The 14,135-nt window shown below is 64.7% G+C and carries 12 protein-coding genes and 1 pseudogene; 9 read left to right on the top strand and 4 right to left on the bottom strand.

The features are described from left to right. The first annotated feature begins 30 nt into the window (after positions 1–30). The 6 genes from G9373_RS05340 (at position 31) to G9373_RS48110 (ending at position 7,880) form a co-directional block, all read left to right on the top strand. Positions 31–1,440: an FAD-binding protein gene (locus tag G9373_RS05340; protein ID WP_167114244.1), complete on the top strand. Its 1,410-nt coding sequence runs from the start codon at positions 31–33 to the stop codon at positions 1,438–1,440. A 26-nt stretch (positions 1,441–1,466) separates the two neighbouring features. Further along, positions 1,467–2,813: an MFS transporter gene (locus G9373_RS05345; protein ID WP_167114247.1), complete on the top strand. Its 1,347-nt coding sequence runs from the start codon at positions 1,467–1,469 to the stop codon at positions 2,811–2,813. Positions 2,814–2,843: 30 nt separating this feature from the next. Next, entirely contained in the window at positions 2,844–4,367 is a 1,524-nt protein-coding gene (locus G9373_RS05350; protein ID WP_164062059.1) for an aldehyde dehydrogenase, read from the top strand. Between the two features lie 289 nt (positions 4,368–4,656). Continuing rightward, entirely contained in the window at positions 4,657–5,850 is a 1,194-nt protein-coding gene (locus tag G9373_RS05355) for a thiolase family protein (RefSeq protein WP_167114250.1), read from the top strand. A gap of 208 nt (positions 5,851–6,058) precedes the next feature. Beyond that, positions 6,059–7,216: an acyl-CoA dehydrogenase family protein gene (locus G9373_RS05360; RefSeq protein ID WP_164066045.1), complete on the top strand. Its 1,158-nt coding sequence runs from the start codon at positions 6,059–6,061 to the stop codon at positions 7,214–7,216. A 286-nt stretch (positions 7,217–7,502) separates the two neighbouring features. Beyond that, positions 7,503–7,880, top strand: a complete 378-nt coding sequence (locus G9373_RS48110; protein WP_346842805.1) for a thioesterase family protein — start codon at positions 7,503–7,505, stop codon at positions 7,878–7,880. 22 nt (positions 7,881–7,902) lie between these two features. On the opposite strand, the gene G9373_RS05365 is transcribed toward G9373_RS48110, so the two are convergent. Further along, the gene (locus G9373_RS05365; protein ID WP_240960370.1) at positions 7,903–8,499 is read right to left on the bottom strand and encodes a TetR/AcrR family transcriptional regulator; all 597 of its coding nucleotides are present in this window, start codon (positions 8,497–8,499) and stop codon (positions 7,903–7,905) included. Positions 8,500–8,583: 84 nt separating this feature from the next. Between G9373_RS05365 and G9373_RS05370 the strand changes: the two genes are divergently transcribed. The 3 genes from G9373_RS05370 (at position 8,584) to G9373_RS05380 (ending at position 12,766) form a co-directional block, all read left to right on the top strand. Continuing rightward, positions 8,584–9,477: an oxygenase MpaB family protein gene (locus G9373_RS05370; RefSeq protein WP_164066044.1), complete on the top strand. Its 894-nt coding sequence runs from the start codon at positions 8,584–8,586 to the stop codon at positions 9,475–9,477. Positions 9,478–9,514: 37 nt separating this feature from the next. After that, complete coding sequence (locus G9373_RS05375) at positions 9,515–10,954, top strand: aldehyde dehydrogenase (RefSeq protein ID WP_167114253.1); 1,440 nt, start codon at positions 9,515–9,517, stop codon at positions 10,952–10,954. A 285-nt stretch (positions 10,955–11,239) separates the two neighbouring features. After that, complete coding sequence (locus G9373_RS05380) at positions 11,240–12,766, top strand: AMP-binding protein (RefSeq protein WP_167114366.1); 1,527 nt, start codon at positions 11,240–11,242, stop codon at positions 12,764–12,766. Between the two features lie 145 nt (positions 12,767–12,911). Here the strand turns inward: G9373_RS05380 and G9373_RS47605 are convergent, their stop codons facing one another. The 3 genes and pseudogenes from G9373_RS47605 to G9373_RS47615 all read right to left on the bottom strand — a co-directional run. Beyond that, positions 12,912–13,313 (bottom strand): ATP-binding protein, encoded by a 402-nt coding sequence (locus tag G9373_RS47605; protein WP_259376144.1) that lies wholly within the window; start codon positions 13,311–13,313, stop codon positions 12,912–12,914. Positions 13,314–13,315: 2 nt separating this feature from the next. Further along, positions 13,316–13,834 carry an AAA family ATPase gene (locus G9373_RS48115; protein WP_346842806.1) on the bottom strand — a complete coding sequence of 173 codons (519 nt, stop codon included), beginning with the start codon at positions 13,832–13,834 and terminating at the stop codon, positions 13,316–13,318. 81 nt (positions 13,835–13,915) lie between these two features. Then, a pseudogene (locus G9373_RS47615) lies at positions 13,916–14,119 on the bottom strand (aminotransferase class I/II-fold pyridoxal phosphate-dependent enzyme); the annotation flags it as partial. Between the last annotated feature and the right edge of the window lie 16 nt (positions 14,120–14,135).

The raw sequence follows: 14,135 nt of genomic DNA on the forward strand, positions 1-14,135 counted from the left end.
GTTGCGACAGTCGTAGAAAGAAGGAAGTCCGTGAGTGGAGAACAGGTAGACCTCGTTGTCGTAGGCTGCGGAGCCGGCGGCCTGGCAACCGCGCTGCAATTCCTGCAGTCCGCACCGAGCGGCCGGGTCCTCGTTCTCGAACGCACCCCGAAGAGCCAGCGGGGCGGAAACACCGCCTGGACCGGTTCTTTCTTCCGACTCGAGGAGGACGGCGCCCCCGCGGCCGACTTCACCTCCCGGATGCTCGAACTCAGCAAGGGCAAGACCGACGAGGCCATCATCGCTCGACTCGCCGAACTCGCCCAGCGGACCATGCACTGGCTCAACGACAACGGTGTTCCCACGAAATCGGACATCACCTATTTCTTGACGTCGAAAGGTCCCCGCTTGATGCCCGCTGGGGGCGGCGCGGCCATCGTCGAAAACCTCGCGGCAAGGCTGGAAGAACTCGGAGGCACGATCGCCTATGAGACGACCGCGCAGGGCCTAATCCAGGACGAGCACGGAGCGGTCATCGGAGTCGAGGCGGTCGACGGTGCGGGCGAACTGCGGCGCGTGCTGGCGAGCACCGTGGTCCTGGCCTCCGGCGGTTTCGAGGGAAGCGCGGCCCTGCTCGACCGGTATCTCGGCGACGGCGGACACGAACTGTCCCCCATCGCACCGGGCGGCCGCTCCAATCAGGGCGAAGGCCTGGAGATGGGGATTCGGGCCGGTGCACTAACGGACGGGCAGTTCGATCGCTTCCATGGCGAACCCGTCGATGCGCGCACCCGATCGGCAGAAGCCCTCGTCATGGTCTATCCCTACGGAATTCTGGTCGACCACCACGGTCGGCGGTTCGTCGACGAAGGCTCGGACACTCCGGACAACACTTTCGAGTCGGTCGCCTACCGCATCTGGGCCGACGCCGACCAGTTCGCCTATGTCATCGCAGACCAGAAACTTATGCGCCACAACATCGCCCGGGCCGTTCTCACCGACCGCGAGCCCGAATCGGCACCGACGCTCGAAGCCCTCGCCCGCCGACTCGACCTCGACCCCGACGTCCTCGCCGACACCGTCGGCACGTACAACGCCGCCGCGACACCCGGGCCTCTGGACGTGACCTTCCTCGACGGGGTGGCAACACGGGACCTCGACCCACCGAAATCGAACTGGGCGCGCCCGATCGACGAACCCCCGTATGTGGCATGGCCGGTGACCTGCGCGATCACCTTCACCTTCGGCGGACTCAAAACCGACGACAAGGCTCGGGTGATCGGCCGGTCCGGCGAGCCCATCCCCGGATTGTTCGCCGTCGGCGAGGTCGCCGGGATCTACCACCACAAGTATCCCGGGGCCACCTCCGTGCTCCGGGCACTGGTATTCGGCCGGATCGCCGGCACGAGCGCCGCGCACCGGATCGCCGCACCCGCACCCGCACCCGCTACCCACCAGTGAACGCACCTACCCCAGCAAGAGGAATCATGGCCACAACCTCACCAGCTAAGACCGGTTCGAGCAGCACCCCCAGGCGAGCGGCGATCGCGAGCCTGGTCGGCACCACGATCGAGTGGTACGAGTTCTTCATCTACGGGCTCGCTGCGGCGCTGGTCTTCGGCGACCTGTTCTTCCCCGGGGTCGACGAACACAGCGGCCGCCTCGCCTCCTTTGCCACTCTCGGTGTGGCATTCGTCGCCCGACCCCTCGGCGCCGCCATCTTCGGGCATCTCGGCGATCGCCTCGGTCGCAAATCCACCCTCATCGCCACCCTCGGAATCATGGGTACCGCCACCGGTCTGATCGGTCTGCTCCCCTCCTACGACTCGATCGGGATCTGGGCGCCCATCCTGCTCATCGTGCTGCGGTTGTTCCAAGGGCTCGCAGTCGGTGGGGAATGGGGTGGTGCCGTCCTGATGTCCGTCGAGCACGCACCGGCCTCGAAGGTGCGCCTGTACGGCTGCGCCCCGCAGATGGGTAGCCCCCTCGGTTTGGTCCTCGCCACCGCGGTGATGTCGGCCGTCTCCACCCTCCCCGACGACCAACTCCTCGACTGGGGCTGGCGAATCCCCTTCCTGGCCGGGTTCGTCCTGGTCCTCATCGGTCTCGCCATCCGCCTCGGAGTAGAAGAGTCCGAGCAGTTCCGGGAGATCAAGGCAACAGGCGAGACCGCCCGGCTGCCGATCGGCGACATATTCGCTCGCGCCAAGAAGAGCCTGGCGATCGGTATCGGACTGCAGGCCTCGGTCAACGTCGTCTTCTACATCATCTCTGTGTACTTCCTCAGCTACGCCACCAAATCACTTGATCTCGACCGCAACACCGCACTGCTGATGGTGATGGCCGCGGCGGTGATAGACCTGGCAGCACTGCCGTTCATGGCATCGCTGAGCGACAGGATCGGGGCACATCGCGTGTTCTTCGCCGGTGCTCTCTTCACGATCGCCGCGGCCTTCCCGTTCTTCTGGTTCCTGCGCGCAGAACAGGTCCTGCTGACCAGCGTCGTCGTCATCGTCATGATGGTCGGCGCGCACGCCACCACCTACTCGGTGGTCTCGAGCCTCATCGCGGACCAGTTCGATACCAAGGTCCGCTACAGCGGCACGGCCCTGAGCAACGCGCTCGGCGGACTGATCTTCAGCGCGCCGACCCCGTTCATCGCCGAAGCCGTCGTCGGGAACGGAGGAAGCCGATGGTGGCCCCTGGCTCTGATGACCGTCGCCGCCGCCCTCGTCTCCCTCGTCGCCATCGCAGCGGCCCCCCGACACCGCCTGGTCGCCGAGACCGACGAACCGGGAACACCGGTACCGGCGCGGACCACCACCCCTGCCTGACCAACGATGATCCATCCGGAAGGACCCCACATGACTGCCACCGATGCGAACGCTGTGACCACCGCAGGCGGTGAGACCGAGCGATACGACATGCTCATCGACGGGGCCTGGCGGGCCGCCGCCGACCACGCCACCTTCGACTCGATCAATCCGTTTGACGGCCAGCCGTGGGCGCAGGTGCCCACCGCCACCACCGCCGATATCGACGCCGCCGTGGCCGCAGCCCGCCGAGCGTTCGACGGCGGCCCCTGGTCACAGTCCACACCACTGCAGCGGGCAACACTGCTGCGCAAGTTCGGCGACCTGATCCGCGACAACGCCGACGAACTCGCCCGCATCCAGGTCCTCGAGAACGGCAAGCTGATTCGCGAAGTCGCCGGGCAAACGCTCGCCCTCGCCAACCACTGCTACTTCTTCGCCGGGGTCGCCGAAAGCCCCACGGGGGAAACCCTCGCCAGCAGTGTGCCCAACATGCAGGTCTACACCGTCCGCGAACCGATCGGCGTCATCGCCGCCATCACCCCCTGGAACAGTCCCCTCGCACTGCTGCTGTGGAAGCTGTGCCCAGCACTGGCCGCCGGCAACACCGTCGTGATCAAGCCCTCCGAAGTCACCCCCGTCTCTACTCTCGTTCTCGCCCGCATCGCTCAGGAAGCCGGCTTCCCCGACGGAGTGATCAACGTGGTCACCGGAGCCGGACCGGCGGGCGCCGCATTGGCAGCGCACCACGGCGTCGACAAGATCGCCTTCACCGGATCCACCGCAGTCGGCAAAAAGATCGCCGTCACCGCCGCCGAACGCCTCGCCCGCGTCTCCCTGGAACTCGGCGGCAAATCTCCCAACATCGTCTTCCCCGACGCCGACCTCCCCAACGCCGTCAACGGCGTGATCTCAGGAATCTTCGCGGCCACCGGCCAAACATGTATGGCCGGCTCGCGCGTCCTCGTCCACGAAGACATCTACGACCAATTCACCCAAGCCCTCACCGAGCGCACCTCGCAGATCAAGCTCGGCAACCCCCTCGACCCGGACACCGAAATGGGCACCGTCGCATCGAAAACCCAATTCGACAAGGTGCTGCACTACATCGAAGTCGCCAAGGAAGACGGCGCCCACCTGGCGACCGGCGGCGCTCGCCCCACCGACCCGGCCTTGAGTCGGGGCCTGTTCATACAACCAACCGTGTTCACCCACGTCACCAACGACATGCGCATTGCCCGCGAAGAAGTCTTCGGCCCTGTGGCCGTCGTCATCAAATTCACCGACGAAGACGACGCCGTCCGCATCGCCAACGACACCGAATTCGGACTCGCCGCAGGCGTATGGACCCGCGACGTCGCACGCGCACACCGCATGGTCAAACGACTCCGCGCCGGAACCATCTGGGTCAACAACTACCGCAAGACCAACTACGTAGCCCCCTTCGGCGGCTTCCAGGAAAGCGGACTCGGCCGCGAGAACGGATCCCACGCCATCGAGGAGTACACCGAGCTGAAAACCGTGTGGATCGACACCGGAAACACCATCACCGACCCGTTCAACCCACGGGCATAAGAATCCAATAATTCGAATGTGGCATACACGGTTCGACAACGGCAGTGCCGCGAATGTTCGCATGCACTAGGGGGAGTCGGCGGAGGCCCCACAACGCTCTGACCGTCTGAAGCGGCATCGACGCTCATGATCTGCATCGAAATTACCACCGCATCCGCTGATCAAAGGGCTGACGCGAGCGACCCGATCTCAGGACGGCACTGGCCTGTACCACCCCATTGCGATCCGGTGTTCGATCGACCCGGCCACCTGACCGCAACCACTTCCTCCTCCTCGAAAAGGGAACATCATGACCAACGCTGTCATCGTGGACGTCGTCCGCCTCGCCTCAGGTAAGGGCAAGCCGGGTGGTGCGCTGTCCGGCACGCACCCGGTCGAACTGCTGGCGCACGTGCTCCGCAGCATCGTCGAACGCAACGGCATCGACCCCGCACAGGTCGACGACGTCATCGGCGGCTGCGTCGGACAGGCCGGCGAGCTGGCCCTCAACATCTCCCGGACGGCGGTGCTGTCGGCCGGATTCCCGGATTCGGTTCCGGCCACCACCGTCGACCGCCAGTGCGGCTCGAGCCAGCAGGCGGCGCACTTCGCCGCGCAGGGTGTGATCGCCGGCGCCTACGACATCGTCATCGCCTGCGGCGTGGAGTCGATGTCCCGCGTTCCGATGGGCACGACGACCATCGGTCAGGACGCGTCCGGCCCGGGCATCGCCGCCCGCTACCCCGAGGGGCTCGTGAACCAGGGCATCTCCGCCGAACTGATCGCCGCCAAATGGAAGTTCGACCGCGACACCCTCGACGCGTTCTCCGCGCAGTCGCATCAGCGGGCCGCCGACGCCCTGTCGAAGGGCTTGTTCGACAAGGAGATCGTCCCGATCACCGTCACCAACGCCGCCGGTGAGACGGTGACGCACACCGCCGACGAGACCGTGCGCGCCTCCACCACCGCCGAGGGACTGTCCGGGCTGAAGTCGTCGTTCTACTCCGAGAAGTACGCGGCCCGGTTCCCCGAGGCGCAGTGGCACATCACCCCGGGCAACTCGTCGCCGCTGACCGACGGCGCGTCCGCGGCGCTGATCATGAGCGAGGAAATGGCGTCGAAGCTGGGGCTGACCCCGCGGGCCCGGTTCCACTCGTTCGCCGTTGCCGGTGACGACCCGGTCTTCATGCTCACCGCGCCGATCCCGGCGACCAAGAAGATCCTCGCGAAGTCGGGGCTGAGCATCGACGACATCGACGCCTACGAGGTCAACGAGGCGTTCGCGCCGGTGCCGCTGGCGTGGGCGCACGAATTCGGGGCCGACCCTGCCAAGCTCAACCCGTGGGGCGGCGCCATCGCGCTCGGGCACGCACTCGGCTCGTCGGGCACCCGCCTGCTGAGCACCCTGGTCAACAACCTCGAGGCCACCGGCGGACGCTACGGCCTGCAGACCATGTGCGAGGGCGCGGGCATGGCCAACGCCACCATCATCGAACGCCTCTGATGAAAGCCACTTCGGGCTTCCCCCATTGTGCCCGGAGAAGCCGACGCCCCGACACCCTGTCGTCTTCGCGCATCACAATCCGCAAGATCGACGACCGACGTGCCGCGGGCTGCGGGCTGCGGGCTGCGGGCTGCGAAATTCTGATCCGTGTACGACCCACCCCTCCTCCTCCCGTCAATCCCTGAACTACTGATCTTCCGGAGAACCGATGCAGCGCACTTTTTTCGACACTGACCACGAGGCCTACCGAGAGGTGTTGCGGGAGTTCCTCACCCGCGAGGTGGAACCGCACTACGAGCGTTGGGAGACCGACAGACTTATCGACCGTTCTGCGTGGCTCGCTGCCGGTAGATCGGGCATCATCGGACTGGCGGTGCCTGAAGCCTATGGCGGATCGGGGGTCACCGACTACCGATTCAGGAATGTTGTCTCCGAAGAGATCGCCCGCACGGCGACCACGTCGTTCGGTGGTGGCATTGCCACCCACGACGACGTGGTGATCCCGTACGTACTCATGTTAGGCACCGAGGAACAGAAGCAACGGTGGCTTCCCGGCATGGCCGCCGGCGAGCTGATCGGCGCCATCGCGATGACCGAACCCGGAACCGGAAGCGACCTACAGGGCATCAAAACTACCGCGGTGCGCGACGGTGACGACTGGATTGTCAACGGTCAGAAGACGTTCATCAGCAACGGCATTCACTCCGACCTCGTCATCGTCGTCGCCCGTACCGACCCGAGCGCCGGTTCCAAGGGCTTCTCGCTGCTCGTCGTGGAGCGGGGCATGCCCGGCTTCAGCCGTGGCCGCAAGCTGCACAAGGTCGGCCTGGCCGGTCAGGACACGGCGGAGCTCGTGTTCGAGGACGTGCGGGTGCCCACGAACAATCTGCTCGGCACCGAGGGGAGCGGCTTTATCCATCTCATGGAAAACCTTCCCCTCGAACGTATGTCGATCGCGGTCATTGCGATTGCCGCCGCAAAGGCCGCGTACCAGTGGACCCGGGACTACGTGTTCGAGCGCAAGGCGTTCGGCAAACCGATCGGCGATCTGCAGAACACCCGGTTCGCGCTGGCGGAGATGCTCACCGAGATCGAGGTGACCGAATCGCACATCGACCGGTGCGTACTCGCCTTGAACGCAGGCGAGCTCACCGCCGTCGACGCGTCGAAGGGCAAGTGGTGGGCCAGTGAACTGCAAAAGCGTGTCGTCGACCGCTGCGTCCAATTGCACGGCGGCTACGGCTACATGATGGAGTACCCCATCGGCCGCGCCTACGTCGACAGCCGCATTCAGACGATCTACGGCGGAACCACCGAGATCATGAAGGAAATCATCGGCCGAGAAATTGCAGCGGCCTCCGCATAACCGGCAGTGGATGCCATGGTTGGCCGGTGGGGACGCGGCCCGGCGACGGACTCAACGGCCATGGCTAATTCAGGCCAGGCGCCGTGCAGCAAGGAGAAGGCTCTGGCATTGCCGCTCTTTCACCACAGATCCAGTGCGACATCCGTTGTCGACGCGAGGCAGATAGCAGAGGAGAGATGTGTCCACCCTGGAGTCACTGGTGGCAACGACCGCCCGTCCCCATGTAGAGCGGTATCGTTCAGAGCTGTACCCGATAAGCAATAGCTGCACGGCTCGATACGCCGATATGGACCCCAACGCCCACCTCAACAATCTAGCGTTGGAATCGCTTCATGAAGACGCTCGCGCTGTATTGACCCGGCAAGCCTTTCCCGACACGCATGATCCAGCAGGCCGAAAACAACGCTTGGTCACTTCCCAGAATGTCGTACATTTTCTCGCCGAAGCGTATTGGCCAGCCACGATCGACACGTGCGTCGGCGTCGGACGGATAGGCCGAACCTCGTTCGTGGTGTCCTCGGCGCTGTTTCACGCGGGGAACTGCATCAGCCTGTGTGACGCCGTCATGGTGGCGGTAGGTAAGGACGGACCGGTTTCAATGCCCGCCGTAGCGCGAAGGACGCTCGAGAACTTGCGGCTTCGAGTCCGAGTGGTCGGTTCCTGACCGAATCCTCTGCACCCTTGCCTTACGACAGGCCCTGGTCGAGTACGGTTTGAAAAGCCCATGCGAGCGCCTCTCTGGAGCGATAGGTGCCGCTCTCGTATCCGACGAGCAGGTACATCGACACCGTCGCGTTACGCTCGGCCAGCTCCCGGTCATTCGTTGCTTCGAAGTGGGCGTCGGCGATGAAGCGTCGTCGCTCCTCGTCCACTTCGATCTGGATGGCTTGGACGTCCGGGTCATGGGCCGCCCATACACGGATCGCGGCTTCGGACTCGTGTGGCAGGTGCAGGCCGATGTCGATCAAGAACTTCAGGCGCTCGGCAGGATCGGCGATCTCCCGGGCGCTGCTGATGAGGCGGCCGCTCTTTTCCGTGCGCCAGTATTGAATCAGCGCGGACGTGTACTCGCCCCAGTTCGCGAACGCGTGGTAAAACGAGCCGCTTGTCGCCCCGACCGCCTCGCACACCGTCCCCAGCTTCAAGCCGGCATGCCCTTTTCTGCCGAGCACGTCCAAGCCGGCCTCGAGGTAGCGCAACTGGGCACCTCTCGTAGGCACTTTTTTCTTCTTGGCGTGGTGAGAAGTCACGCCTTCTTTTACCAGGCGCGCGGTCCTGATCATGCATCACCCTTCCGGCAAGTGTGACCTCTTGCACAAAAGCGTAACTCAACTTACGCTTGCGCACGAAATATGAAGGAGCGTGATGTGAGCAAGCCCAATCGCAACAACGGCCTGGACCCGGAAACCGAGTTCGCAGAGATTTACCGCAATCTGGCCACCTACGAGTTCCCCTGGGACCTGAATCAGTCCCTGAGCTTTGCCCTGTTCCGCACCTATGCGGTCCCGAGCGTCGGCAGATTGCTTGATCAGACCGGAGCCTTTACCCAGAACACCCAGAAGCGCTACGACGACACCTCGATCCTGCTCGAGGTTCCCCTACTCGAGGGTTTCGACAGCCCTAACGGAAAAGCAGCGATACAGCGCATCAATCAGATGCACCACATGTACGACATCTCGAACGAGGACTTCCTCTACGTCCTCGCGACGTTCGTCGTCGTTCCCCAGCGATGGATTGAGAACTACGGCTGGCGGCAACTTACGGGTGACGAACTACTCGCCTCGGTTCGCTACTACCAGGCACTCGGCCGCCACATGGGGATCAAGGACATTCCCGCCACGTACGCGGAGTTCGCGGCCCTCATGGACACCTACGAGGCCGCACACTTCGCGTTCGACCCCGGCGCGCGCCGGGTCGCCGACGCGACCATGAACCTGCTCGCGTCCTTCTACCCCGCCGTCGCCAAACCCATCATCGACATCTTCAGCCGGTCGCTGATGGACGAACCGCTCCTCGCGGCGTTCCGCTACCGAAATCCCGGGAACCTCGCACGGCGCCTCTCGGCGGCCGGACTGCGGTTACGTGCCCGCTTCGTCGCCGCTCTGCCCCCGCGCCGCACGCCGCAGTACGTCCACACGATGCCACGTATCCGCAGTTACCCCAACGGTTTCGACGTCAAAACCTTAGGAACATTCGCCCCCGGGTGTCCTGTTCCGCACCTTCACTCGCCCCAACCCGACACGACCACCAGTCCAAGCTGAACCACCCATCCTCTTCACTTCAGAGCCAGGAGACTCCATGGGACTCGACCGCCCACACCTGTTCATCAACGGTGAATTCGTCACCGGCACCGACACCCCTGTGGACGTCGTAAACCCGAGCACCGGCAAGGTCCTCGGAGCCGCCGCCACCGCCGGCGTCGCAGACATCGACGCAGCGGTCACCGCGGCCAACCACGCACTGACCGGTTGGTCCGCCACCCCGGCGCACGACCGCGCCGACATTCTCGACCGCTTCGCCGCCGCCCTCGCCGCACGGGGTGAGGACACCGCAACGCTGTGCAGCCAGGAGAACGGCATGCCGATCACCTTGTCGGCATCGGCCAACGGACTCGCCCCGGCGGCACTGCTCGGCCTCTACGCAGGCCTCGCCCGAGAACTCACCTGGGTGCAATCGCGCCCGAGCCTCACCGGAACAACCGAAATCCGTCGAGTGCCGGTCGGCGTCGTTGCGGCCATCTCCCCGTGGAACTACCCCCAAACGTTGGCGATGATGAAGATCGCGCCTGCGCTCGCGGCAGGGTGCACGGTCGTCTTCAAGGCCGCCCTCGAGACCGCCCTGGACGCTTTCGTCTTCGCGGATGCCGCATTGGAGGCAGGGCTGCCGTCGGGTGTGCTCAACATCGTCCCCGCCGGCCTCGAAGCCAGCCAACACCTGGTCGCGCACCCGGGCATCGACAAGGTCGCTTTCACCGGATCAACTCCGGCCGGTCACGCTATCGGCGAGGTCTGCGGACGCCTGCTGCGACCGGTCACACTCGAACTCGGCGGCAAGTCTGCCGGCATCGTGCTCGACGACGTCGATCTCGACGTCCTCGCCCAAGGGCTCTATGCTGCCTCGTTCCCCAACAACGGCATGACCTGCTACGCGAGCACCCGACTGCTCGTGCCCGCGAACCGTTACACCGAGGTCGTGGACACCGTCACCTCCGTGGTGAAGTCCTTCACAGTCGGAGACCCACTCGATCACGACACCCTGATCGGCCCGATGGTCACCGCAAACCATCAAAAACGAGTCCTGAACTACATCGAGACTGGCAAGTCGAGCACCGCCCGACTGATCACGGGCGGTGACGCAGTCACCGACCTCGACGGCTACTTCGTCGCTCCGACCGTCTTCGCTGACGTCGACAACAGCGACACCATTGCCCGAGAGGAAATATTCGGCCCCGTCCTGTCAATCATCAAATACGACTACGACGCCCATGCCATCCAGATCGCCAACGACAGCAAGTTCGGTCCGGGTGGGACAGTATGGTCCACAGACCCCGACCGCGCCGACGCCATCGCCCACCAGGTCAAGACCGGTACCGTCGGAATCAACTCGTACACCCTCGATCTCGGATCCCCCTTCGGCGGCGTGAAGGCCAGCGGACACGGGCGCGAACTCGGCCCCGAAGGTATCGACCCCTACCTGACCTACCAATCCGTCTACAAGACCTCTGCAGTCACCGGTTGAGCAACACACGGACCGACACGGCCACCGAGGTAACGCCCCATTACTCGCGCTGCCGTGGCATCAATGCCTCACCGGGACCGCGGCCACCCCGTCGTCAGTCGGCACAGCGGCGACTACATCCTTCCGGATTTCCAGTCGAGGCAGCGGGCCGGTGATCAGCCGCACGGGCTTTTCGACTGAGGATTTCGACGCGCCCGCACTTCCTCCTCAACACGCCGAAAGGTGAAGCACGTGCACCAGATCGAATTCTCCGACCAGCCCGGCCGCGCCCGGCGATCGCACTGGATGAACCATGTCGAACGCCACGCCGCCACCCTCAGTGACCGCGCCGCGATCCGGTTCGACGGATCGACCACTACATGGACCGAGCTTCGGAACCGGGTGCGTGCCTTGGCAAGGGCCTTGTCCTCACGAGGCATCGGCTTCGGCGACCGAGTAGCGATCATCACCGGGAACCGTCCGGAGTTCATCGAAACAGTGCTCGCTGCAAACCTTCTCGGTGCCCTTGCCGTTCCGGTCAACTTTCGGCTGACCGGACCAGAAACCGCCTACCTACTCGCCGACTCCGGCGCAAAGATCGCCATCGGCGACGAGCTGGGCACCCCGATCCTCGTGGCCGCCCTGAAAGACCTTCCCGAAAGCCCTCGGCTCGTCACCATCACCCACCCCACCAACGGATTCGAGCTCTACAGCGACCTCATCGACGAGACGAACACCGCGGCGGCGGCTCCGCTACCAGACGTCCCCGAAGACTCCCCCGCCCTGATCATGTACACCTCCGGCACCACCGGACGCCCCAAGGGCGCCGTGCTGACCCACCTGAACCTGCAGGCCCAGGGCGTCACCGTCACACGGGCCTTCCAGTACGTGGACGAGGACGAGGTCAACCTGATCGCCTCCCCACTGTTCCACATAGGCGCAATCGGCTCCGTCGTCCCGACCCTCTTCGTCGGCGGCACACTCGTCCTCCATCCCACCCGAGCGTTCATCGCCGACGCGATTCTCGACCTGCTCGAAAACGAGGGCGTCACCAGCGTATTCTTGGTTCCCACACAGTGGCAGGCCCTGTGCGCAGAACCCGGCATCGCCACCAGGAACCTCGAGCGGCTACGTGTCCTCGGTTGGGGCGCGGCGCCGGCAAGCGACACACTCCTACGCCGGATGGCAGACACCTTCCCCGACGCGATGACCGTCGCGCTGTTCGGCCAAACCGAAATGTCCCCGGTGACGTGCGTGCTCCACGGTAAGGACGCGATCCGCAAACTCGGCTCCGTCGGCCGGCCCATCGCTGCGGTCACAGCCCGCGTGGTCAACCCGGACATGGAAGACGTCGAACCGGGTGAGGTCGGTGAAATCGTCTACCGTGGCCCTGGTGTGATGCTCGGATACTGGAACAAGCCCGATGCGACGGCCGATGCCTTCCACGGCGGCTGGTTCCACTCCGGTGATCTCGTCCGCGTAGACGAGGACGGCTTCGTCTACGTCGTCGACCGCGCAAAAGACATGATCATCTCCGGTGGCGAGAACATTTACTGTTCCGAGGTGGAAAACGTACTCGCAGCCCACCCCGATATCGTCGAGGTCACACTCATCGGCCACCCCCACCCCGTGTGGGGCGAAACACCGGTCGCCTTCGTAGTCCCTCGGGGTCCGGCCGCCGCGCTCGACATCACTTCCGTTCGCGAATGGGCATCAGCATCCCTCGCGAAGTACAAACTCCCCACCCAACTCGAGGTGATCGACGCTCTCCCCCGCAACGCGTCCGGCAAAATCCTCAAGAACACCCTGCGCAAGCAGGGTCAGCACTCATGAACTGAACGGCATACATCGCCAGCTTCCGACCGGTCCTCGCGAGAGGACCGGCCGGGGACACGCGGTACTCGATATGGACAAACTGTGCTCAAACAAACTTCACCCCTCAGTGCCGATTTCCCGGCCGCACACCTTGAGCTCACCATTAGCTTCGGGCGAAGCGGGCGATGTCCACAGCGAACGCATCGAGCATTTCCGGGGTCAGGGTCGGACGCATCGCACTGATCACCCCCAATAGTCCTCCGTACCGGCGTGACAACGTCCCCCTGTTCGACACTGCACTCGAACGTCGTCTGCGCGACCATCCGTGCCGCGTGCGCCACATCCGCGGGAGTAAAGCCCGCCGACGCGGCCACCAACGCCGGAACAGCTCCCACAACGCATGCCGGGCCTGCTCATCCGGTGCCCCGATCGGCAACACGTAATCGAACCGACCACGCCGCAAAAATGCGTCATCGAGGTCACGCACCGAGTTCGTCGCGCACACCAGAAGCCGCCCAGCCCGCTCCCGGAAACCGACGATAGATTTCAGCAACTCGTCCACCACTCCTACCGAATCCGACCCTGGCCGGCGCCGGGCCGCGACACCTCCTCCACCTCGTCGATGAAGACGACCACATGATCGAGTTTGGCCATCGACCCGAACATCTCCCCGATCCCCGCCGCCAAACCGCCCCCATTCGAGGCCAACCGTGACGGAAACAATTCGACGAACGGCCACCCCAACCGGCTCGCGATCGACCGCGCAAACGTGGTCTTCCCCTTCCCTGCGTGCCCGAACAGCACCACCGCCCGCGGCGGCACCACCCCATGCTCGGCGGTGAGTACCGACCGCGACAACGGCAGCACGATCCGCCGCTCGATCAAAGTCTTCTCCTTGGCCATCCGGGCGACCTGCCGCCACAGACCTGCCGGTGGGACCGCCCCACCGAGCCGGGCCAGCACTTCCGCGATCCGCGGTGATACCGTCCCCACCTTCTCGTAATAGGTGATGCCTGCCCGCGCGGTGAAACCGGAATTGGCCAATGCCGCCGCACCTGTCTCCCCCTCGGGCAACAGTGCGCTCATCCGCCGCACCCCCCTTGCCAGCAACCGGTACTCCAGCTCGGCGATCAGAGCGCTCCCCAGTGAATCGTCCCGGGTTACACGCGCGAGCGATTCGAGTTCGGACCTGGTGTGCACGGTGCCCGTGGGGTTGTGCGGGTTGCAGAGTAGGACGACGCACCGACCGACCGCCGTCTGCACTCGTGCGATCGTGTCCCCGATGAGGTCGATGTCGAGACGGCCCGCCCGGGTGAGCGGCGCCACACCGATGTTCCGGTCTGCGTGCGAGACGTACGAGAAGAAGGGCGCGTAGACCGGGTGGTCA

The organism is Rhodococcus sp. A14 (assembly GCF_011603105.1).
In the GTDB taxonomy this organism is placed as follows: domain Bacteria; phylum Actinomycetota; class Actinomycetes; order Mycobacteriales; family Mycobacteriaceae; genus Rhodococcus_F; species Rhodococcus_F opacus.

Bases quoted from the DNA above. Each gene is read 5' to 3' on its own strand.
- G9373_RS05375 (WP_167114253.1), top strand. From the start codon at position 9,515: ATGGGACTCGACCGCCCACACCTGTTCATCAACGGTGAATTCGTCACC.
- G9373_RS05360 (WP_164066045.1), top strand. From the start codon at position 6,059: ATGCAGCGCACTTTTTTCGACACTGACCACGAGGCCTACCGAGAGGTG.
- G9373_RS05355 (WP_167114250.1), top strand. From the start codon at position 4,657: ATGACCAACGCTGTCATCGTGGACGTCGTCCGCCTCGCCTCAGGTAAG.
- G9373_RS48115 (WP_346842806.1), bottom strand. From the start codon at position 13,834: ATGAGCGCACTGTTGCCCGAGGGGGAGACAGGTGCGGCGGCATTGGCC.
- G9373_RS48110 (WP_346842805.1), top strand. From the start codon at position 7,503: ATGGACCCCAACGCCCACCTCAACAATCTAGCGTTGGAATCGCTTCAT.
- G9373_RS05365 (WP_240960370.1), bottom strand. From the start codon at position 8,499: ATGATCAGGACCGCGCGCCTGGTAAAAGAAGGCGTGACTTCTCACCAC.
- G9373_RS05350 (WP_164062059.1), top strand. From the start codon at position 2,844: ATGACTGCCACCGATGCGAACGCTGTGACCACCGCAGGCGGTGAGACC.
- G9373_RS05380 (WP_167114366.1), top strand. From the start codon at position 11,240: ATGAACCATGTCGAACGCCACGCCGCCACCCTCAGTGACCGCGCCGCG.
- G9373_RS05345 (WP_167114247.1), top strand. From the start codon at position 1,467: ATGGCCACAACCTCACCAGCTAAGACCGGTTCGAGCAGCACCCCCAGG.